Origin of the sequence: Dactylosporangium cerinum (assembly GCF_042653625.1) — a bacterium.
GTDB classification, from domain to species: domain Bacteria; phylum Actinomycetota; class Actinomycetes; order Mycobacteriales; family Micromonosporaceae; genus Dactylosporangium; species Dactylosporangium cerinum.
This window is the reverse complement of record NZ_JBHSIU010000074.1, coordinates 1-21,208: the sequence shown is the minus strand read 5'-3', so window position 1 is coordinate 21,208 and position 21,208 is coordinate 1. Positions and strand designations below refer to the sequence as shown.

General features: G+C 68.1%; 20 protein-coding genes. 12 read left to right on the top strand and 8 right to left on the bottom strand.

What is annotated here, in order from left to right:
• The first annotated feature begins 129 nt into the window (after positions 1-129).
• From ACFPIJ_RS47445 to ACFPIJ_RS47430, 4 genes are all read left to right on the top strand, one after another.
• Entirely contained in the window at positions 130-1,062 is a 933-nt protein-coding gene (locus tag ACFPIJ_RS47445; protein WP_380126093.1) for a transposase, read from the top strand.
• A gap of 455 nt (positions 1,063-1,517) precedes the next feature.
• Positions 1,518-2,153: a hypothetical protein gene (locus tag ACFPIJ_RS47440; protein ID WP_380126092.1), complete on the top strand. Its 636-nt coding sequence runs from the start codon at positions 1,518-1,520 to the stop codon at positions 2,151-2,153.
• A gap of 227 nt (positions 2,154-2,380) precedes the next feature.
• Complete coding sequence (locus ACFPIJ_RS47435) at positions 2,381-2,824, top strand: hypothetical protein (protein WP_380126091.1); 444 nt, start codon at positions 2,381-2,383, stop codon at positions 2,822-2,824.
• 111 nt (positions 2,825-2,935) lie between these two features.
• Positions 2,936-3,757 carry a phosphotransferase family protein gene (locus tag ACFPIJ_RS47430; RefSeq protein WP_380126090.1) on the top strand — a complete coding sequence of 274 codons (822 nt, stop codon included), beginning with the start codon at positions 2,936-2,938 and terminating at the stop codon, positions 3,755-3,757.
• A 370-nt stretch (positions 3,758-4,127) separates the two neighbouring features.
• Here the strand turns inward: ACFPIJ_RS47430 and ACFPIJ_RS47425 are convergent, their stop codons facing one another.
• Positions 4,128-4,820, bottom strand: coding sequence for a hypothetical protein (locus ACFPIJ_RS47425; RefSeq protein ID WP_380126089.1), 693 nt, complete (start codon positions 4,818-4,820; stop codon positions 4,128-4,130).
• A gap of 356 nt (positions 4,821-5,176) precedes the next feature.
• Here ACFPIJ_RS47425 and ACFPIJ_RS47420 point away from each other — a divergent pair, with 356 nt between their 5' ends.
• Together ACFPIJ_RS47420 and ACFPIJ_RS47415 are read left to right on the top strand one after the other, a co-directional pair.
• Complete coding sequence (locus ACFPIJ_RS47420; RefSeq protein ID WP_380126087.1) at positions 5,177-7,693, top strand: hypothetical protein; 2,517 nt, start codon at positions 5,177-5,179, stop codon at positions 7,691-7,693.
• Between the two features lie 542 nt (positions 7,694-8,235).
• Positions 8,236-8,490, top strand: a complete 255-nt coding sequence (locus ACFPIJ_RS47415) for a hypothetical protein (protein WP_380126086.1) — start codon at positions 8,236-8,238, stop codon at positions 8,488-8,490.
• A 405-nt stretch (positions 8,491-8,895) separates the two neighbouring features.
• Here the strand turns inward: ACFPIJ_RS47415 and ACFPIJ_RS47410 are convergent, their stop codons facing one another.
• On the bottom strand, positions 8,896-9,771 hold the full coding sequence (locus tag ACFPIJ_RS47410) for a GtrA family protein (RefSeq protein ID WP_380126085.1): 876 nt from the start codon (positions 9,769-9,771) through the stop codon (positions 8,896-8,898).
• A 422-nt stretch (positions 9,772-10,193) separates the two neighbouring features.
• Between ACFPIJ_RS47410 and ACFPIJ_RS47405 the strand changes: the two genes are divergently transcribed.
• Positions 10,194-10,841, top strand: a complete 648-nt coding sequence (locus ACFPIJ_RS47405) for a hypothetical protein (RefSeq protein WP_380126084.1) — start codon at positions 10,194-10,196, stop codon at positions 10,839-10,841.
• Between the two features lie 121 nt (positions 10,842-10,962).
• Complete coding sequence (locus ACFPIJ_RS47400) at positions 10,963-11,538, top strand: hypothetical protein (protein WP_380126083.1); 576 nt, start codon at positions 10,963-10,965, stop codon at positions 11,536-11,538.
• Positions 11,539-11,587: 49 nt separating this feature from the next.
• On the opposite strand, the gene ACFPIJ_RS47395 is transcribed toward ACFPIJ_RS47400, so the two are convergent.
• A complete protein-coding gene (locus ACFPIJ_RS47395) occupies positions 11,588-12,043 on the bottom strand; it encodes a DUF6896 domain-containing protein (RefSeq protein WP_380126082.1) in 456 nt (151 codons plus the stop codon).
• Positions 12,044-12,237: 194 nt separating this feature from the next.
• Here ACFPIJ_RS47395 and ACFPIJ_RS47390 point away from each other — a divergent pair, with 194 nt between their 5' ends.
• The gene (locus ACFPIJ_RS47390; RefSeq protein ID WP_380126081.1) at positions 12,238-12,720 is read left to right on the top strand and encodes a hypothetical protein; all 483 of its coding nucleotides are present in this window, start codon (positions 12,238-12,240) and stop codon (positions 12,718-12,720) included.
• A gap of 293 nt (positions 12,721-13,013) precedes the next feature.
• Here the strand turns inward: ACFPIJ_RS47390 and ACFPIJ_RS47385 are convergent, their stop codons facing one another.
• The 4 genes from ACFPIJ_RS47385 to ACFPIJ_RS47370 form a co-directional block, all read right to left on the bottom strand.
• The gene (locus ACFPIJ_RS47385) at positions 13,014-13,793 is read right to left on the bottom strand and encodes a formylglycine-generating enzyme family protein (RefSeq protein WP_380126080.1); all 780 of its coding nucleotides are present in this window, start codon (positions 13,791-13,793) and stop codon (positions 13,014-13,016) included.
• A 153-nt stretch (positions 13,794-13,946) separates the two neighbouring features.
• Positions 13,947-14,705 (bottom strand): hypothetical protein, encoded by a 759-nt coding sequence (locus ACFPIJ_RS47380; protein WP_380126079.1) that lies wholly within the window; start codon positions 14,703-14,705, stop codon positions 13,947-13,949.
• A 327-nt stretch (positions 14,706-15,032) separates the two neighbouring features.
• Entirely contained in the window at positions 15,033-15,587 is a 555-nt protein-coding gene (locus ACFPIJ_RS47375) for an SMI1/KNR4 family protein (RefSeq protein WP_380126078.1), read from the bottom strand.
• Between the two features lie 241 nt (positions 15,588-15,828).
• Entirely contained in the window at positions 15,829-16,401 is a 573-nt protein-coding gene (locus ACFPIJ_RS47370; protein WP_380126077.1) for a hypothetical protein, read from the bottom strand.
• Positions 16,402-16,808: 407 nt separating this feature from the next.
• Between ACFPIJ_RS47370 and ACFPIJ_RS47365 the strand changes: the two genes are divergently transcribed.
• Both ACFPIJ_RS47365 and ACFPIJ_RS47360 read left to right on the top strand, forming a co-directional pair.
• On the top strand, positions 16,809-17,660 hold the full coding sequence (locus tag ACFPIJ_RS47365; protein WP_380126076.1) for a DUF6086 family protein: 852 nt from the start codon (positions 16,809-16,811) through the stop codon (positions 17,658-17,660).
• A 161-nt stretch (positions 17,661-17,821) separates the two neighbouring features.
• On the top strand, positions 17,822-18,322 hold the full coding sequence (locus ACFPIJ_RS47360; RefSeq protein ID WP_380126075.1) for a DUF3592 domain-containing protein: 501 nt from the start codon (positions 17,822-17,824) through the stop codon (positions 18,320-18,322).
• 343 nt (positions 18,323-18,665) lie between these two features.
• Here ACFPIJ_RS47360 and ACFPIJ_RS47355 read toward each other — a convergent pair whose 3' ends face one another.
• Positions 18,666-19,880: a HEAT repeat domain-containing protein gene (locus tag ACFPIJ_RS47355; RefSeq protein ID WP_380126074.1), complete on the bottom strand. Its 1,215-nt coding sequence runs from the start codon at positions 19,878-19,880 to the stop codon at positions 18,666-18,668.
• Positions 19,881-20,068: 188 nt separating this feature from the next.
• Here ACFPIJ_RS47355 and ACFPIJ_RS47350 point away from each other — a divergent pair, with 188 nt between their 5' ends.
• Positions 20,069-21,007, top strand: a complete 939-nt coding sequence (locus ACFPIJ_RS47350) for a helix-turn-helix domain-containing protein (protein WP_380126073.1) — start codon at positions 20,069-20,071, stop codon at positions 21,005-21,007.
• The last annotated feature ends 201 nt before the right edge of the window (positions 21,008-21,208 follow it).

The window sequence follows — 21,208 nt, the reverse complement described above, 5'->3', positions numbered from 1 at the left end:
TGTGGCTCTCATTTGGCATGCGTCCTGCCGGTCACCGCGGCGTGGAGAGGCTCCAGAGGGGTTTGCCCAGCTCGAAGAAGCGCTGCCCTCCTCGCTGACAGAGCACTCGTCAGATCGAGGAGGGCCGGCATGGCACGCGTCATCATCGGTATGGACCCGCACAAGCGGTCCGCGACCGTCGAGATCATCACCAGCCGGGAGAAAGTCGCCCACTGCATCGCGGTGGCAGCGCTGCGTGCCAACGGATTGCGTCAGGTCACCGTCGATGACGTCAGGGTGGGGTTGAGGCTGCTCGTGGACCGTCGTGACGGGCTCGGCCGGGCCCGGACCGAAGCGCTGAGCCGGCTGCACCACCTGCTGCTCGAGCTCGTCCCGGGCGGGGCGAAGCAGTTCCTGTCCGCGCCGCAGGCCCGAGCGCTGCTGAACACCGTGCGGCCCCGCGACCTTGTCGGGCGCACTCGCCGGCAGCTGGCCTCGGAGCTGATCACCGAGGTCGCGGTCATCGACAAGAAGATCAAGGCCGCGAACCAGCAGCTGACCGAGCTGGTCGCGTCAACCGGTAGCACCTTGCAGCAGCTCAACGGCATCGGCCCGTCCGGCGCCGCCCGGCTGCTGGGCGACATCGGCGATGTCGGCCGCTTCGCCAGCCGAGACCACTTCGCGTCCTGGAACGGCACCGCGCCCATCGACGCGTCCTCCGGCGACCAGCACCGCCACCGACTGTCTCGGGCCGGGAACCGGCGCATCAACCGGGTCCTGCACATCATGGCCATCGTCCAGCTCCGCAACGACACTGAAGGCCGCGCCTATTACCGACGCAAACTCGCCGCGGGCAAAAGCCCGATGGAAGCCATGCGGGCCCTGAAACGCCGACTGTCCAACGTGGTCTATCAGCAGCTGGTCAAGGACGCGGAACGGGTCAGGACGGGCCCGGGAGGGCAAGTGGGAGCGACTCTGCAATCCAGCGCGGCCGGCCCGATCCCGACAGCCGGCGCTTCGGAGAAGCCACTTCCCGGACCCGCCAGAACCCACTCTAGAACACCGCTCCTGGCTGCATCTTGACACAGAGGGGTGCCATGGGCGCGCAGCCGATCAAGGCTCCACCACCGAGCGTTGCCGAGTCGCTCCGTTCCCGCGAGTATCAGGCCCGGCTCCACGCACGTGCTCCCCGGGGGAATTCCGTGCTCGCCTGGCCGACAGGGACGGCTCACGTCGTCCGGTCTACCTCTCGGCGGGCTTGCGGGTCGGGGTGTGGGAGCCGGCCTTCTACCGTCGTCACATCGGCCAGGGCGGCACATCGATCATGGGGCTGAGCGCCGGTCAGCTTGTGGCACACTCGGCAGCGTCGAGCCATCGCAGGTACCACGCTGCGAACGTCACCGGCATCGACTCGCCCGGCCCGTGCTGCATCGGTGCTCGCTGAGCGCGACGTCCGCCTCCGTACCTCCGCACGGACGCCGGCTGGGGCTCGCACGCCGGCATGGTCGCGCTCTGGCAGACAGGAGAGACTACCCGCCATGGGAAACTCGGCCGTCTATCTGATCCACACCAGCGATGACCTCGGCAAGGTGTACGCCATGGCCCAGCGCCTTCTGGCCACCGCGCCGACCTGCTGTCAGCCGGAAGTCGGTGTGTACGTCGAGACCGACTCGCACGACCTGGACCGGTACGTGGGCGTCGCCGCCATCGTCTGCCTGAGTCTCGACATCCCGGCTTATGTGGTGCGTCAGGCCAGAGCTGTGCTGGAGCCGTGTCTAGCACCAGATGACCTGCCGATGTCACGCAGGGATGACGGCGGCGTACACCTGGCGACGACCCTGACGGTCGAAATGGCCGCCGCACTGCGGGAACTGCCGCCGATGAACGCTCATGTCTACCCACCTGACGACCCGCTGCCAAGCACGTTGGCTGACACGTTCCTCGCGCTGGTGAACATGGAGCCGGCGGAGATCTCGTGGATGACATGCTGGCCAGGCGTGCATCACGAGTCCGGGTTCCAGCTCGGCGTCAACGGTGCTGTGCTGTGGCACCGTCCGCCGCCTCCCGGCCACAGTCTCTACGTGCACGTGCCCCCGGCAATGCCCCAACTTGCCGAACACCTTGCCGCGGCGGTCGGTGGCGACATCCTCGGCGAGCCGGCGTTGGGCTGGTGAACACCGCAGACGTCCGTCGCATCCGGCGCTGCGCACTCATCTCAGCAGGACAGGAAGCCTCGGCCACGGTGCGCCGTTGACGGTCTGTGACGAGCTCCGCTCGGTCCAGCGCACCAACGGCGGCATGAGCGCGCACGTGATCAAACTTCCTGCCGCGGCAAGGAGGAAGAGACGGAACTTGCGGATGCTCCGGGCTGAGCTCTCGGATGCGCGTCTACGCTCGCCTGATGGCCGTGCCGCACCGGATTCCGATCGCTCATGAGCCGGACTACCGCACCGACACCATCGGGCGCCACAAGGCCGGCTACTTCTACGCCGCGGTGCACGGCGCCGAACGTGACGTCGACGACCTGGATGAGGGCTTCGCCTGGTACGCCTATGTCCACCGCTTCGACCATGACGGCCGACACGAGGAATCCACGATCCGCCGGATCGCCCTCAGCCGCTACCTGACCGACCCGCAGGCCGCCGATCGCATCCTCGCCACACTCCTAGACCAACTCGACGCGCCACGATTCGAAGACATCGCCATCCAGCCTTTCAGCCTCGCCTACGACGGAGTCCGGTTCGGCTTGATCGACGAATCCAGCGCCGACCGCGGCGACTGGGCTGAGCTCTACCCCGACCGACTCGGCTTCACCCACCCATGGAACGGCGCCTACAGCACCTGACACCACACCGGATCGCGGCAGATTCGGATGTAGTCGCCGCGCCTCTGCTTCCTGACGCACGGAGACCGAAATAGGGTCGCTGCGCCGGGAACGCCGAGTTACGGTCCTCCGATGCAGGCATACGAGGCCCAGCGGGCAATACAGGCAGCTATTTCGAGTGCCTCATCGCTCGGCCTGACCGTCCACGACGCCGCCGTCTTGCATAACTCGAACAAGCTCACCCTGCGTCTGCAGCCCTGCGACGTGCTGGCCCGGGTGGCACCGGCGGCGCATCAGTGCGCCCAGCTTGAAGTGGATATTGCTCAGCAACTGTCCGAGGCCGGAAGCCCGGTGGCCGCGCTGAAAGCCCCTAAGGTTTTCGTCCGGGACCACCACGTGGTCACCCTGTGGACCTATTACGAACCGGTGACTACTCAAGCAATCCCACCCGCGGACTACGCCAGAGCGCTCGAGCGCCTGCACGCCGGAATGCGTCGGGTCAACCTGCCCACCCCGCACTTCACGGAATGGATTTCCGGGGCCCAGACGCTCGTGGCCGACCACGACCGGACACCGAAGCTGGCCGATGCGGACCGGGTCTTTCTCGCTGGCACGTTGGACCGCCTGCGCCGAGCGGTCAACGATAGCGGCCGACCCGAACAGCTCCTGCACGGCGAACCTCACCCCGGCAACCTGCTCTCAACCTCGACCGGCCCGCTCTTCATCGACTTCGAGACGTGCTGCCGGGGGCCGATCGAGTTCGACCTGGCCTACGCACCCGACGACGTCGGAGACCACTACCCGGGCGTCGATCACCACCTGCTCCGAGATTGCCGGACCCTCACGCTGGCGATGATCACCACGTGGCGCTGGGATCGCGACGACCAATTCCCCGACGGCCCCCGGCTCGGCATCGAGTGGCTAAGCGAACTCCGTAACGTGACGGCTCGATAATTACCGTGCACTGTCATCGGCTACAGATGAGTGCGCGCCTGCGGCGCCGAGCCGCCGCTGCGGAGCGTGACGGTCTTCGGATCGGCCGCCGCGCGAGGAGCGGCATGAGCGCGCACGTGATCAAGCACGCCAGGTTCTTCGCAAGGCCCGGCGCGGAGGTATGGCAAGCAGAGCGATGTCGTGCGGTCGCACGTCGTGACGCGGAGTTCAGGCGGTACCTGTAACCGCAACGACCTGGTTGAGCTTGCCCACGGATCTGATCGCGGATCTGACCCGGGGCTCAACACGTCCGTCGATCCCACAATGTATCGGCACCCGCATGTTGCAGTTCGCCGTGTTCCGCGCGGTCGGCTGGCTGCCATGACGGCTGTCAGAACGGGGGTGCGTCGGGCGCGTCTGGTCCGTTCTCGTTCTCGTTGGACGGCGCCGGTTCTGGTGAGGGCCGGTTCCAGCGGGTGAGCAGCTCCCTCGCGCGGTCCCGGTGCCAGCTGTCGGCGTCGGTGTCCAGCAGTGCCTGCAGCCGGTGCGCCAGCTCGGCGCGGAAGCCGAGCAGGGTCGGGTGGTCGGTGAGGCGGCCGGCGGCGACGACGGCCGCGGCGCGAATGGTCGGGTCGCCGTCATCCACGAACGAGGCCACGACCCGGAAGATCGTCGGTCGAGCGGCCCTCAGCGCGACGACGGCAGGCACATCCCGCAGATCGTCCCCGTGCTTCATGGCCAGCGCCGCCACCTCGTCGCCGACGTCGTCGGCCATGTCACCGAGTTGGTCTAGCAGCACCGCCCGCAGCGGTCGGGGACCCACGATGCCACGGTGGTCGACGGCGAGCGGTACCGGCGCCGCCGTACGGGGATCGGGCAGGATCGCCGCGAGGTAGACGGCGGCGGGAGCGGTCGCCGGGTAGATGGTGTTCTGGTGGTTGATCCGCTCGATATACTGCAGCGCCGCCATGCGCGCCGATGGGTCGCCGTCGAGCAGTCGCACAAGGACGGCTGGAAGCTCAGTGGCCGGCCCGGTGGCGTGCTCGAGTGTCGCCCAGTCTGTGCCACTGAGCACAGTGCCCACATCCGGCATCGTGCCTGCGTCATTCGGTTTGGAAAAAGGCAGAGCGGTTGGCACAGCAGGACACTACGCGACGCCTCCGGCCGTCCCGGTCAAGGCGGCTGGGCACGATCAGACCGATGACGTCTCGGTGTACTCATTGGCAAGCAGGATGGTTGCGCCACCATCGTTGGCTACGCCAGGTGACAGACGCGCTACCGTCTCCGCGCCGTGACAGCGGCATGTCCGCGTACGTGATCTTGTTGGTGTTCACTTCATGGTCGGGGACGACGATGGCGCGGCTGGCAGGTGCTGCTCGGTCAGATGCGAGGTGGCACGCAGCGGGACCCGGGGTGGGCGGCCCGCTATCGTTCCGGATCATGACGGCGGCGAACGAGGAACGGCTTGGCCTGATCGAACGGCGCCTGCGGGCCTCCGGTAAAGGCGAACCGGCGGGTCGGCTCGCCCGGCTGTTGACGGCTCGGTCCCACGTGCCTGGCAGGTCGGCGGTACTGCTGGAGCTTGTCGGGCGCCTCGCGGACCGGCTGCGCGCCGACGGCGTGCCGGTGATCGGCCCGGCCGGCCTAACTGTGTCCGACCTCGACCTATGGGATCTGTTGGCCGCCGAGGCGGTCCCGTTCGAGTTCACCGGCGCCAGATTCATCCAGCTGACGAATTGGTTCGACGACGACGGGCCCGGTCGACGGACGCTGCTGGCGTTCGCCGCGCATCCGGCGTTCCGCGACGCGTTCCGGCGGGCCTGCCTCGATGAGCTGTCCAGTCACACGTTCGGCGCCGAACGTGAGTCGCCGCTGCACCCGAACCTGCTGGCGCGGGCGCTGTCGGTGCCCGGCGTCGCCGCCGGGCTGGAGGCCGAGGTCGACGCGGTGACCGCGCGGGCAGCCGCTGTCCCGGCTGCGGAACTGCGCACCATCCTGCGCCGCCTGCAACCACTGCGCTCCTCGGCCGGGTATGCGGCGTTCGGCCGCTATCTGGACCGGGTGTCGCGCCTCGACGCCGCTACGTCGGTGGTCCGGACGCTGCGCTGTGGTCTGCCGGCGGAGTTGGTCTGGCCGGAGTACGACACGGCTGTGGCCGAGCTTGACCAGCAGCGTGTGCGTGTCGAGCGCCAGTGGCCGCTGCTGGCGGTCCATGACGCCGGGACCGCGTTCGTGTTCGATCCGTCCGGGCTGCTTGCCCGGTATGAGTTGCGGGTGTCTGATCGGGAGGGCCTGTTCGGCCGTTTTCCGGCACGCTGCACCCTGCACGATGGGCGCCTGCTCGTCAGCTGGCACACCGACGCGGGAGAGCGCGGCTACTGGGCCGACTCGCCCGGGGCCGAGTTCCTGCTGGACGCCGACGGGATCGACTTGGGCGGGTTCATGGTCGGATCGGTGACGCGCCCGCCCGACCCCGCTGAGCACGTAATCCCGGGCGGCCGGTTCGAGCCGGTTCCGGACGGCGGCACGCTCCTGCGCCGATGGCGGCGTGCGCTGCCGCCCGGCGCGCCCGCCCCGTTCGGCGCCGTCGACGGCGAAACCGGCTGGGACCTGGTCCAGGTTCCGGATGGGCTTGTGGTGCGCTCCGTCGACGGGCGGCAGGTCCCGCTCCCGTCCGAAGCGTGGCCGCCCGGCATCGCAGGCGTGCTGCGTCTGCCGGGCGGTGACCGACTGGTCACCGCCGACGCGTTCGGCACCGTGACGTTGTGGGATCCGCAGACCGCGACGCCCGGGTTCGTGCTGGACAAGCGGTCCAGCCTGCCGCCGGTCGGCTGGTGGGACCAGATGCGCTCCCGCGATCCCGTCGGCTCGGCGGCGCTGCGCACCGGCACTTCGGGTGCCCCCGCCGCGGACCCCGTGCTGCGGGCCGCGGTCGAGGAGGCGGCCGAGGACGCGGTGGAGCTGGCCGCCGCGATCGCACGGTTTCGGGCGTTGCCGCAGGAGCCGGCGTCGTCAACGGTGTCCCCGCACGCGCACAACGACAACGTCCGCAACGGCCTTGCCGGACTCCTGGCTCCCTGGAATCCCTACACGGTCAGGCGCCGACCGAACGCACGTCCGAGCAGCGGGTACGGCATGCTGAGCTACCTCGCGGTCCTCCCGGCGGCCCTGGCCGGTGCCGGAACGCCGGCGGAGCGGCACGCTCGACGGTGGAGCGGCAAGGTGCCGGGCTGGACGCAGGTGTTGTCCGGCCTCGGCGCCGTCGCCCTGCGCGCGGGACTGTCGACGACGCCGGAGCCCGAGCGGGAGGCGCTCGTCGCATTCCTGACCGCGGTCGCCGACGCCGGGCTCGCCGACAGCGGCGCCGACCTGACGGTCGTCACCGTAGTGGCGAAGGGTGAACACATCGCCGACCCGGCCGCCGAATTCGGCATGGCCGCCGAATTCGCCGACGGCATCGGGAGCGGGTTGGGCCTGTCGTGCCATCGAATGGTCGTGGCCGGTCCCGTGTTACCGCACGACCGGCTGCGAGTGGTCGAGCGGGTGCCGCTCGGCGGCTGGGGCGATGCGGCCACGATCCGCCGGTTCGTAGCGTTGCTCACCGCGCGCGGCCCGGCCCGCTGGCGACCCGAGTGGGTACCCGCAGCCGTCGCAGCCGGCCTGAACCTGCCGCCCGACACCATCACGACGCTGCTGACCGGCGCACTCTACGTTACCGTGAATGACGATTACGTGGTGCCCAGCGAGCACCTGTCGGCTACCGGGCTGTCCGCCGATGCCGAGCGGACCGCCGCGCGGCAGGTCGGCGCCCTGCCACCGGAGCGGCTGCTGCAGCTGCTGAACGCGGCGATGCCCCACGAACCGGCAGTGCTTTGGGAGTCCGGCCCTGACCTTGCCAGCCTGGCCAGCGCCTGGCGGTCCGCGCCGCCCGACCCGCCGTACGAGTTCGCCCCGTAACCGGGCACCTCGATCCCCAGGTCCCGGCGAACTCCAGGAGCCGCTCCGTCGAGGCGGCCTCGGTCGCGGGCCGCGCGCGGTCCTCGTCGTCGGGCCGCTGCCGGCCCATCGGGCGACGCCCTGCGGCCTGACGCTGAGCAGCACTGACATCAACGATGTCAGCACCACCCACAGCTTCGACGCCTCGGCCGGGCGACCGCTGTCTGGGCGAACAACCGCACCACCGCACAGGCCGCCAACACCACCTACTCCTGCCAGTTGCTGAACAACGACACGACCAACCGGATGGCCGAAGGCCAGACCTACATCACCTCGACGGTCATTTACGCGCGCAGCTGCGGGCCCGCCAGACGCAGATGACACCGGCGCAGGGCAACGGACGGGTTGTCAGCGACACCTTGTATGACTCGCGCGGATGGGTGCGCGCCCGCCTATAACGCGTGGTGGGGCGGCGCCAACGCCCCGTCGACGAGCATCGCCTCGGCGACCGGGCTCGGTGCCCAGGTCACCAACCTCGCCGGAAGATGGCCACCCTGCCGGCGGTGAGCGCCGGGAAGGGCGCACCCGGCACCGCGTTCGGGGTGCTTGAGGTCACCCGTAACCGCACGGAGCGGCGGCGTACCTGCAGTGACGCCGGGCTGGCCTGGTTGCGCGGCGAGCTGCTCGGCGGCCAGCCTCCCCGGACCGACATCTGGTTCGGTGTCCGGGGCGAGCGCGGGCAGCAACGCGGCCAGATCCTGAACTTCTTCAACCGGATCAACCACACGATCCGAGAGCAGGACGGCAAGGTCTGGTAACCGGTGCGGGGCGGATCGGGGCCGGCGTGTGCGGACGCTCACAGCCGGTGTCGCTGCGAGTCCCGGTATTTGACGATGGACACTGCGCCGTCGAGGCAGGTGCACATGCAGACGCGGACAGACTCGCGAGTTCCGATCCACCTCGGCATCCTGGGACAGGGTGCGGTGTCCTCCAGGACCGGTCCGGACGGGTCCTCGACCGGCACCGTGCAGCCCCGGCGCCCGAACACTGTCCAGGACCCCGCGCTCATCGGTTATGTCCGGAAGCCGGGCAACCCAGTCCGCCGTGACGCTCCGTAGCGAGCAGATCGCGGCCAGAAGCGTGCGTCGCTGCAAACTGTCAAACTTTGCGGCCGGGTGCTGCGCAGCGTGTTGTACCGACTCGATGCGATCGAGGGACCGGAATCATCGAGGCCGATGCCGAGGGCGCCGCTGCGCGCGAAAGACGCACAGGCGGAGCATCAGAAACCGCCCGGCTCCGGCGAGTCCGGAGGCGCTAAGGTAAACAGCTTGCTCCCAGCGCATACCGGCGGATGGCTGCACCGCGTGCAGGACCAGGATGGCAGCTGAGGTAATCATGTAGGCGGCCGCGGCCGAGCCGGCGGATTGCAGGTGCTGATGCCATTGCGCGCGCCGACGAGCGCCAAAGGTGAACCGCGCGTGGAGTTCTGTGCCCAGCAGGGTGGACACGACGGTGATCAACGCGTTCGCGGTCACCCATGGCATGAGCGTGGCTGTCAGCGGCACCGCAGCACTGGAAGCGAGACCGATACCACCGCCGACCAGAACGAACCTGGCGAACGAGCTCCGGCCCGCCGGTCGAGTCCGTGACGCTCTGGCCGGCTTCGTCGATAGTAGCGACGCGATCGGCTCGCCTTCGCCCTCCACACCAGAACGGCGGCGAGCGGGCTTCAGCATCGGCGGTACGGTCGAGCCGGAGCAACGTGTTGGACCGGTCTGCCCGCGCCGCCGTGGCAGGTAACCCGCGCCGGTGCCGGTCAGTCCCACCGCGCCGGCCGTCTGCTCGCCCATCACAGTTCTCCTCGCGGCGACGGCGGAGGTCGGCGCGGGAGTGTCGAACGTCTGCATCATGCTCTCCATCGAGCGTCGCCATCCGGTCCCGGCGGCCCGTACGTCCGCCGGCAAACTGACCATGGCTGTCGCTGCTGACACCGCCTCATCAGCGCGCTGACACGCACGCGCGGCCCGTGTCAGCGCGATGGCAGCAGCGTGGATCGGCGCCGGCTTCATCAAGCCGCACGCGTCGACGACCTGCTCCACGGAGTCCTTCGCAGCACCTGCGGAAAGGTGAGCGGCGAGTCGTCAACAAGTAGCGTTGATGCGCGACTCGGAGCTGCTCAGCCCGCGCCGACGGCTTCTCGTTCGGTGTCATCGCGCCGCCGGCACCCGCGAGCGACGGCTAATCGCAAGATCGGCAGCCCCATAGCCTCAAGGTCAGATGGCGATGAGTGGACATGACAAAGACGCAGCCATATATTACGGTGCGTCACAAACCACGATGAACGCCAGGGCCCTCGTCGCGGCATGAGCGCGCACGTGATCATGGTGATGGTCGGGTGAGTAGGCAATGGCTGCTCGTCCGCCACGGCATCACCAAGTCACCGACGAGTAGCCCTCCCGCGCCGAGGCAGCGACAGTGAAACCGGCTGACTGGCGATGGCGATGACGACTACGGTAGCCCGGTGAATCGGGAGCTGACCGCAGCGATCGACACCCTGTACGACACCTTCGCCGCCGTGCCGAGGCCCACCGGCATCGACGCGTGCCCCGGATGCTTCGGCGCGGACGACGCCCGTGACCTGCTGCGACCGGTGCCGCTGCGGTCACTGCCGGCAACGGCGCTCGCGCACTACGCCATGCACGTCGGCCTCACCGCCGGTGCGGCCGACGACTTCCGCCACTTCCTGCCCCGGATGCTGGAGGTCAGCGTCACCGACGGCTTCGGCGGCCCCGAGGTCGGCTTCGTATACCCAGAGGTCGACGCGTTCGTCGGTCGGCTGCGTTTCACCGGCTGGACCACCTGGGACCCCGCCGAGCAGACCGCCGTCCGAGAGTTCCTGGCAGCGTTCTGGCACGACGTCCTCACCACCGACCCCGACTGGACCTTCTCCGCGGACGAGGTCCTGTGCGGAATCGGCAACGCCGAGGACGACCTGACGCCGTACCTCGCCACGTGGGCTGCCCTGCTACCCGCCACGCATCCAGCCGCCCACCTGCGCCAGCCGCTCGCCCGCCAGCACGTCAACGCCTTCTGGCACGGCCGTGCCGCCCAGCTCGCTCAGGTCGCCGCTTGGCTCGCCGGGCCACCCACCGTCGGTAACGCCCCCTGACCGGTGCCGAGCGCCCGCAGCGGCATAAGAGCGCACCTGGTCCGGGCCTGTCGCGTCGAACAAATACGTGTGAGGGCAGCGCATACCGCCATGTTGCGCAGGCTGGGTTGAGAATGGCGGGGTGGATGAGGAGCGGCGGGGCGTCGTGCTCTACGGATCTGGGGTCGACGTCGTCGCGGAGGCGTTGCGGGAGCTTGATCCGCGGTACGTGCCGGCCCATCGCGTAGCGCCGGGAACAGGGCAGGTGCTGGTGCTGGGCCGGCTGAACGGAGCTGAGGCCGATGCCGTTCGGGAGGCGGAACCCGGCGTGGCCTGGTTGGTGGTTGAGCTGTACCGGCCTGAGGTTGACGTCGGGCATGCCCGGGACCCGCTGCTCTTCCTGAACATGTCCAAGGTCGGCCCGAGGGAGGCCGCGCGGGCGATTGACCAGCCTGATGTCGTGATCTGGTACGAGGTCATCAATCCCGTTCGGGTGATCACGGTTGATGGCGAGCCGGTGGCGGATGACTACAGCAACCTCGAGCTCGTCGTGCCGGACGGGCATCGCATGGTGGCCCATGCGGTCGGCGCTGACGGAGCAGCGCCGGAGTGCTTGCCAGTCGATACGGAGCGGGTGTTGCGATCGCATGACCTGTGGGCGCTGGGCCAGTTGGGAGAGATAGAGATGTGCCGTGTGTGCACCCTTCGACACGGGTGAAGAGGCGGCCATAGAGGAAGCGACACCCGATCAACTGGTGCACCGTCAGCTACATGAGTGCTTGCATCTGGCTACTTCGCTGATCGGTCAATGCGTACCAGCGGCCTTCACTCACCTCGCGCAGGTAGCCCGTCCTGGCGAGGTAAGCACACGCTGAGTTGATCTCCCCGTCGTCATACCGGTCCTGGGCGGCTTCGCGGTGAAACCAGCGGATGCGCGAGGCATCGAACGCTTCCACCGGCTGACCGGTGGAATCGGTCACCAGGTCGACGTCGACCACGTGGCCGCCAGGCGCGATCATTCGGCACCCTATGCCATGAACGCTGTACTCAATTCCACTGCTGGTGACACCTTCACGAGGAAGCTCCCGACGTGAGCGCACCGCTGCCAGAAGGTCAGCGATGTCCACGACCGGAGACAGGTCGTCGAGCAGGCGCGCACGTATGTCGCGCAGCGCGACAGCGAATTGCTGGACTGCGACGAGCGGCGAAGCGTCCTCAACCATGCGCCCCAGTATGGGCAATCGTCGAGTCCATCCGTATCCGCACATCGACTACGTGCGGAAGCATCGGCGCCGCTTAGGTCTGTCACCCACTGTGACGACGGCGGTGCTGGCGCCGCGCAACACTCGCGGCATGTCCGGATGCGACGCCTGCTGCTCATGACGGCATGTGCGCCAGCGTGGTGCATGCTCTGAGGGTGATTGCGGATGTCGAGCAGGAGGAAGTCTTCGAACCGGTGGGACCGCGGGATTACCTGGACCGCTTGCTGACGGAGTATCACCTGGATGGGCAGGAACTTGCCGGTCGCATCAAGAGTCGACAGCCTCCGCGCTGGACTTCTGGTGAGATGCCCGAACTGGAGTACCTGGTACACGAATCGGTGCTTCGCTCGCACGGTGATTTTGCCTGCGCAGGCGACGCCGAGGCGCAGGCTTTCTGCGAAGACATCGTCGCCGCGATGACAAGGGGTTACGGCATTCCTCGCAGCGAGGCGGTCGCACGCGTCAACAAGCACTGGTCGCACGCCGATCCGCCGGGGCGTGTCCCACGTGTCTGGATTGTCGGCTTGGACATCGTCTACCACGAGGAGGCGGTGTACTGGGCCGCGCTGATGTACTACGGCCCCGATTCCCGCTGGTGGGACCCCGAGGCGACCCTGCAGCCACTCCCGCCACCGTGATGCGGCCACACCGCCGGGTGCCGACACTCCACATCGAAGGTCGGCGGTTTCACATCTCGCCTGACTCGAAAATCGTCCGTGCCGGCGGCAAAATCCCAGGTACTACTTGGCATCGGCACGGATCGCGCCCCATCCGTGGCCTCGGCCTGATCTTTCCGGGGCCGACTGTCATGCCATTTTCACACCTGCCAGGGCGTCCACCAAGGACACTGATGACTACTTGTCCAGAAACCAACCCCGGTAGCGAGATAGCGCTGCGTAGCGAGCGACCCACGGCATGAGCGGAAACGTGATCAGGCGGATCGCAGCCCGCTCGTCTCGCGGGGTGGCAATGGTGCAACTGGACGCACCGCGGTGAACTGGGTGTGCTCATACCGGGTGGCAGCGAGCAATAGCAGCCATTCGTCGCAGCCCTGCCACGGGTACAGGTCGGCGGCGCCGCCGCGTACGGCCCTGGGCCCGTCGCCGGTGCGTGGGCGGGCATCCATCGGAGCGCCGGCAAAGCCGGGTACCCACACGTCGGCGCAGATCTCGTTGGCCGAGCCCATTCCGGCGAGCCCGAGCGCGTTCTCAGCGGTGGCCGTTCGCTGCTCGTCGGCGAAGTCGTCGAGTAGCTGGTCCTCGGCGGGTTTGCCGTCGCCGCGGAAGGTCAGTGTGGAGGTGCCGGCGCGGGCTGCGTACTCCCATTCGGCTTCGCTGGGCAGCCGGAACGGCAGCGCCTCAAGCAGGTCGTCCAAGTCGCCCTCAAGCCGAGCTGTGCCGGAGTCCGCGTCGGTGTAGTCGTCGTCATACCCGGGCAGCCAGTGCCGCACCTGTGCAACCGTCAACGGATGCCGGGCCATCAAGAACGGCTCGACCCGCACCTCGCGCACAGGCCGGGCGTTCCCGGCGCTGGCGAAGAACGGCTCAAGCGTGTCCTCGACTCCTCCGCTGCGCTCAATGGCGCGTACCGCCTCCAATTCCGCCTCGGACAAGCCCATGCGGAACGTCCCACCCGGCACCGCCCGAAACACCACGCCTGAGCCGATGTGCCGCCAAGCCGGCCGACCGGCCACGACCTCCTCGATCCACACGCCACGAACGCTAACAGTCGGGAGAGACCACGTCCGGACCCGCGTCCCGGTCGGACAGCGGCAGATCCGGATGGCTGAGATGTTCCGACAACGCGCGTCCAGGGGCGTTGGAGAGGGTCGGTCGGCTGTCTCCCGGCGGCGCGACGCCTCGAGTCACGGCCGCCAGGCGGCGGGGTCCTTGTAATGGTTCGCGACACCGTTGCGCAGGACCGCGTGCAGCTGGGTCAGGTGTTCGGTGTCGGCGGGCAGGTGCAGGCTGTCCAGTAGAGTCAGGGCCGCGGCCGGGTCAAGGCTGCCGGAGACGGCGTGATAGCTGCCGAGCAGGGCCCGGAAGACCGCCGGACGAAGCGCCGTGACGGTGGCGGCGGCTTGATAGACGTCGCGCTTGTCGTCCCAGTCGACCGAGCCCGAGTCTTCCAGCACGTGGCGGGCGCGCAGGTGCACCGGACCGGCGGCCAGCTCGGGCAGGCGGCCATCCGCTGCGAGGTGGCGCACATCGTCGCCGAGCAGCGCGTCGAAGGCGGTCTTCGCGGTGTCGTGTCCCCAGAACCAGTAGGTCCTCAAGTGCAGCCGCAGGTGTTCGATCGGCTCCGGGACCGCCATCCGGTCGCGGAAGCCGGCCCAGAACGCGTCGGCGACTGCCGGGTCGGGATTTTTGAGGACGTAGGCGTTCAGATGGATCAGCACCTCGAAGGCGCCGGTCAGATCGAGCAGGCCGAGCGCCGTGTGCACGCGCTGCACGCCATCCAGGCCCTCGTCGGTGGTGATCTCGAACGCGGTGTGGAAGGCCACGTCCTCGTCCGACATCTCCTCCGAGGGCGTGTCGTCCCACCTCCACCGGCTGGGTCCGATCGGCGTGAACCCGACGTCGGCCAGGTACCGCAAGGCCAGGTCGGCATCCGTCGCACTCACCCATGCGAGTGGGCCCGGCGCGAGCTCGGACGTCCACGCGATGGCGTGGATACGACCGAGGTCCAGACGGCGAGCCCAGCCGACCAATGAGGGCAGCACGCGAGGGCAGCACGCGCCGGACCGAACCTGAGACGCCCGCACATCGGCACGAAAGCGCTACGACTTCGCGGAGCATTCCAGCGGCACGGCGCACGCAGCGTGACGATCTCCGCCGAGCCGCAGCGCCCGACTCGCGGCAGAAGTGGACATTGAGTCGGTCGCTGATTCCAACGACACCATGGACCGCGATCGGATCACAGTCGTCGTCCGATTGGTCGTGAGGTCAGGTCAGAGGTCGGTGATGCTGCCGTCAACGGCGAAGGCGGCGACGGCAGCCAGCAGAGCGTCCAGGAATTCATTCATGTTTTGGGCGACGACGGTAACGCCGAAGCTGGTCGAGCCGGAATAGACACCCTGCCCGTATCCGCATTCCCGCAGCCGGTAGACGGTGCCGACGTCACCGACGGTGATGGCGTACAGGGTTCCGCCTCCGTCCGAACCGAAGATGACCACGTCGACGTCCTCGTTTAGCGGTTCGCCGATACGGTCCGGGATCCCGTCGTCGTGGTACAGCACGCCCTGGATGTAGCTCGGCGAGAACATGAAGTAGCCGTTTGCGATGTCGGGCAAGGAGACCTCGCCGACCCATCTGACGACGGCGAGGAGGTCGTCGGGTATCCAAGGCAACCGCTGCTGGAGCGCTGCGACGTCCGACTCCGATGCCGGTGGACCCACGGTGTGCTCGCCCGGCTCGAACGGATACGTCGACACGACCTCGCGCAACGCACGCTCGACGGCTACCTCGACCGCTTCCGCCCAGTCAACCAACCGGTTCTCGTCCAATGCGGGTGTCCCTTCGGCTTGCAACCCTCGCACGCGGGATGTGAGGTTCATTCGAACTCTCGCACGTCCACCAGGGACCAACGAGCACGTCCCCTACGACAGCGCCGCGCACGCCCAGCGGCAGATCCGGATGCCGGCGCGCTGGTTCGTGGCTATCAGCGCCGATACGGTTGATCGTGTGGGCGGTGCGTCCCGAGGGCTTGGTCGAGGACAGCGGTGACTCCGGTCGCGAGGGTGGGTCCTACGGGTCGGCTCGGTTGCGGTACGCGGTGTACAGGGCGGCGTCGATGTCTTCGAGCTCACCGACCAGCGGAGTTGCGTCGATGTTGAACAGGCCGAGTTCGCGTCGGACGCCGTTGATGAACTCCCGTTCGGCGGTGAACAGACGCTCGTCCAACTCGACCGGCACGCGGCCGGGTCCGTGAACGGCGCGGGCAACCGCGATGCGCCGGGCGACGCTGGTGAGGAAATGCGCCCGGTCCACCGTGTCTTGGCTCTGGGCAAGGAGCTGGACGTCGGTGAACGCCGTTTCCATCGCCTCCTGGTAGCCGGCGCCGGCCGTGCCGATGCCGGGTATCAGCCTGGACCCGTCCGGGCGTAGCCACAGCTCGACCTCGGCGTGCGGCCCGGCGACATAGCCGCGGTACTGCCGCACCGCCGCCACCAGCCGGCCGTACGCGCCGCGGCGGGCGTCTTGCCACTGCCGCATCTGCTCGCGCTTCCAGGCCCGGCCCTGTGCCCAGGCCGACAACAGGCTGCCGATCCCAACACCGGCGAGGGCGAGCAGGCCGCTCAACCAGGCGGCAGCGTCCATAACTCCTCCAGATCGCGATCGTTCGGCGCGCGATGTCGGCCGGACGGTCGTGGCCCACATCGTAGAACCAGCACCGAGGACACACCTGACTACGGTGATCCGTGACGAGTGGCCGGCAATCGGCCGACGGTGCTGGCGCCGGTACGTTCGACATCCTCACCCTCGGCGACGGCTTCGTACAGACGTCGGTGCAGCGCGGCGTGCTAGACCAGCCCGTATACCAACACGTTGCCTGGATCGGGCCGGACTACCGGACCTCGAACTGTGGCTTACACCGCTAGGGTGACGTCAATCACCGAGCCGCCTCGTGCTCCAGGTGAGCCGACGTTGCCAATCCCGGGCCATGATCACGTGTGCGCATCTCGGCATGTCCGGCCGCTCACGCCACCGACACGTTGCTACGGTCGGTGACGGACCCGCAGGTGGACGTCCGCGCCGTGACTGCGGCAGATGTGCGCACGTCGTTGCCGCACGATCCCGACACGCGGTTTACGGCATCAATCGTGCCGCTCCACGGCGGATTGAGCCCTCGCTGGAATCCTGGCGGTATGGGAATGATCGCGTACGTCGACCGTGTGAGCTTCTGGGAGCCTGGTATGGGCACCGCGAGGATGTTCGTGGCTCAGGTCCGGCTGTTGGAGGACATGGTTCAGCGATCCAGTGGGATTCGGGGACCTGAGTCCGACGAGTTGTTCGTGGACCCGCTGGCGGTGCGCGAGTTCCTGCGCGTCCTGCTGCGCAGTTGGAGCCGCCAGGGTTCGGTGGCGGTGAAGGCGATGACGCTCGGCGTCATGCGGATGTTTGCCGCACTCGACCAGCATCTCAACGGCAGCCTGTCGGAACTCGACGTCTTCCCCGAGATCTGCAACGGCGTTGACGCGGCGCTGCTGACCGGGGCACTGAACCCGATGCCTTGGGGTCCACCCGCGGCGCTGGATCTGCCGCAGTCCATACGCTACGACCTCGCCGCGATCGTGCAGGATCTGGCCTACGGCCGGTATCCGACCATCGAGGAGCGCACCGAGGGTAGAGGCCTGTCGGCCGAGCGCGTGCGCGCGGCCGTCACCGCTTACCCGATCCCGCTGGCCATCCCACCGGAGCGCATCCCGCCAGACCTGACCAGCACGGTCGACGGACCGCACCGGGTCAGCCGCATGTCGCTGTGGGACACCGTCTACGGACCCTCCCGCCTCCGGCTTGAAGTGGCCCACGACGTGGTCGGGCACAGGATCACCCGGCTGGGGTTCGGAGATCCGTAGAGGGTCAGAGCGGGACCTGGCAGCACGGCTGCGCAGATCGCGGCATGAGCGCGTACTGCCGCAACCGTCTATCTTGAGCGGCTGGAGGTCAATCTTCGTGTTGTGCGGGACGCTGAACGGTCGCGGCCGACGTCGTTGCATCCTTGCATGGTGATGTCGTCGTGAACGGCCGTGGCGGGCAGTGGAAGTGGCAGAGCCGGGGACTGCTGCTGCTAGCTGCCGTGATGCTCATTGTGGGGTTGGCGCTGGCTGTCGGGACTCCGATCCTGTTGTCGCGGAACCATCACAAGGCCGAACGGTTGCGCGCCATCGGAGTGCCTGTTGACGCCGCGATTACCGGCTGGTCCACGAAACAGCGCAGTGACGCGGCGGCGGACTACATCGATCTGACGTACACCTACGGCGGCGTACGGTACTCATCCCAAACGCGATGCGGCGGCGGCGAAGAGTGCGCCGAACCACCGGGACCAACGCTACGAATCTGGGTGGACCCGCAACACCCGCACGAATTCGTGACCGAGGACGGCAACACCGACGATGCCCGCCTTGCCACCGTCTACCTGCTGCTACCGGCTGGTTTCATGACACTGTTCGGTGGCCTCGGCGTCTGGGGCGCCACGGGCTTCCGATCAATCCAGTGGCGCGGACACCGACGGGTGTGACGTTCGATCAACCGGCACATCGCGACCACGATCAGCTGCGCGCTCATCGGCAAAGTCGTGCACACTGCCGCTGGCCCAGCCGCGACGGACAGTGACTGCCGCATCGGTGGACATGCGATGACAGCGGCAAATCCGTACACGTGATCTTGGCATGTTGTCGGCGGTCACGTGTGCGTCACATCGGTTGCCTGCCCCCGGGACGCGTTGGCTCGTCTGCGGCGATGCGACTGCGACCAGTACGTTGCCGGTGAACTGTTTCACTCGGGAAGATCCTGCACTGTGCCTCTGGCCGTGGTGTTCGACCGGTCCGCCGTGAGGTCCGCCAGCTGCGTGGCGGATGCTGTCACGGGTTGTTGGATGGGCGGTGCCGGTACTCCAGTAGGCGGCGGGTCGAGTCGAGTCGCCAGTATTCGGGGCTTTCCGGACGCGCTGTGGCGTGGAGGTCCGCGAACGGCTCTGTTCCTCGCGGGTCGCCGCGGAGCACCAATCCGCAAGCCGCGGAGAGTCGATTCCTCGGGTTGTCGTCGGTGAGTGCCGCGGCCAGGATGTCGCGCACCGGCCCGGTGTCGATGGGTTGCTCGTCGGACAGGACCGCCAGCGCGGTTTGTCGGACCTCGGCGGCGGGGTCGGAGGTCAACTTGACGAGCACGTCGGCGGCGGCCGGCCGCGATGCAGTCATCCAGCGCAGCGAACTGGCGACCCGTGATCGGATCATCGGTGCCGGGTGTCCCGCGAGCACGAGCATGTCGGTGAGGTCGGCGTCCTCCGCGACATAGCCAACATACGCTCCGATCAGGGCGTCCAGCGTGATGGCGTCACGCTCCGCGGACAGCCGTCCCCGAAGCGCCGCTGTCGCCTCGGCAGCGAACGGCCGCGCATCGAAACTCATGTGATGTAGCGCCTCGGTGGCGAATCTGCGCACATCGACCGATGCATCGGCCAGAAGCGCAGCCGCCCAGTGGTAGGTCGTGCCATAGTCGCCGTCGGAGTTGAGCGCAGCCTGGGCCGCCTCCCAATCGCATGAACCGGGATCGGCGTGGAACAGCGCGCGGGCGAGCAGTTCGTCGCGAGGGACCACCAAGCCGAGACGCTGCTCGACGGCGGTGATGATGCCCCGGTGCGCCATGTACACCTCGGACTGCCGGCCATCGACGGCGATCGCACGGACGCGGATGGCGTGCGGGGTGAAATCGACCGTTCCGGACCCGTCGGGCAACACGACCCGCTCCCGCAGTACGGTCACGGGCCCGCCGCCGAGCCGCCGTCGAAGCTCAGCTTCTGGGTCGAGGACGAGCCAGGGTCGGGCCGCCCGCAGCGCTCGCTGCTCGGCGTCGCCAGCGCGGGGCATCCACGGGCGGTCACCCAGCAGGCACTGCAAGATCATGTAGGCGCCGAGGTCGGCGGCGGTGGCGACCGGATCGACCCCGTCGGTACCGGCGTACGTCGACACGACGCCGCGATCGACAAGCTCGTCAACAGCAACGCTGTTACCTGCCCGAACGGCCGCATCGAGCAGTGCCACACCCCAGTCCACGTCCAAAGGTTGATCGTCCGCCATTGACCCATTGTGACCACTCCACCCGGTCGCGGCTGGCCGCCGCGCACGGTCGGCGGCATGAGCGCGCACCGGTTGGATCTACGTCGCGGCCGTGGTGGCGCGGCCGTTTCTGTCGGCGCCGGGACCGCGCCGTGGGAAATGGTCGGGGGGTTGCATCTCCACCTGGTGGAGGTTGGAGGCTGGTCGGTGTGGATCACGGGACGCTGTACTCGATCGGGGACCTGGCTCGACGGACCGGTCTGCCGGTACGCACGATCAGGTTCTACTCCGACGCCGGCGTTCTGCCTCCCGCCCACCGTAGTTCCGCCAACCATCGCCGCTATGACCTGACCGCAGTCGCTCGTCTCGACCTCATCCGCACGTTGCGCGAGCTCGGTGTCGATCTGGCCAGCATCCACCGTGTGCTCGCCGACGAGATCACTGTGTCGCAGGCCGCAGCCGCCCACGCCGAGGCGCTTGACATACAGATCCGGGTGCTTCGACTGCGCCGGGCGGTCCTTCGTGTGGTGGCGAAACGGAACTCCAGCCCTGAGGAGATGGAGCTGATGCACCGCATCGTGCAACTGTCCGAGGCCGAACGTCACCGGCTCATCCACGACTTCATCGACAGCACGTTCGGCGCCGTCGACGCCAACCCCGAGCTCGTGGAGCTGCTGCGTTCGGTGGTGCCGGACCTACCGGACGATCCGACCATCGAGCAGGTCGAGGGCTGGATCGAACTGGCGGAGCTGGTCCAAGACACCGACTTCCGGGCCAGCGTCCGCCGGATGGCCGAATACCAGGCGGCCGAACGCGCCGACGGTGACCAGACCGGGCTGCACGGCGAGCTGACCAACCATGTCATCGACCGGATAGGGACCGCGATCGCGGAGGGGATCCAGCCCGCCTCGGCAGCGGCCGCGCCGGTGGTCGCCGAGCTGGTCGCCCGGTACGCGGAAACGTTCGGGACCACCGACAGCGGCGAGTACCGCGCCAAGCTGCTGACCCGGTTGGCCATCGCCAACGACCGACGGGTCGAACGGTACTGGCACCTCATCGCCACCATCAACGGCTCGCCCACCATGCAACCGCTCGCCCCGATCTTCACCTGGTTCACCGACGCCCTCCAGCACCACCCCGAGCCATGACGATCGACGCTGACCGGCGACCACGCACCGGCCCCGGACCACGGTGTGCGTGGCGACCGCACCGCCACGCCGTGCGCACGGCAGCACCGGCCACCCTCACACGTCCGACGAGTACCACCGTGGCGATTCACCGGCTGCACGCTCATCGGCATTATGCAGGTAATCCTTGTCAAGGGGTCCGGGGAAGTTGATCGTGGATTG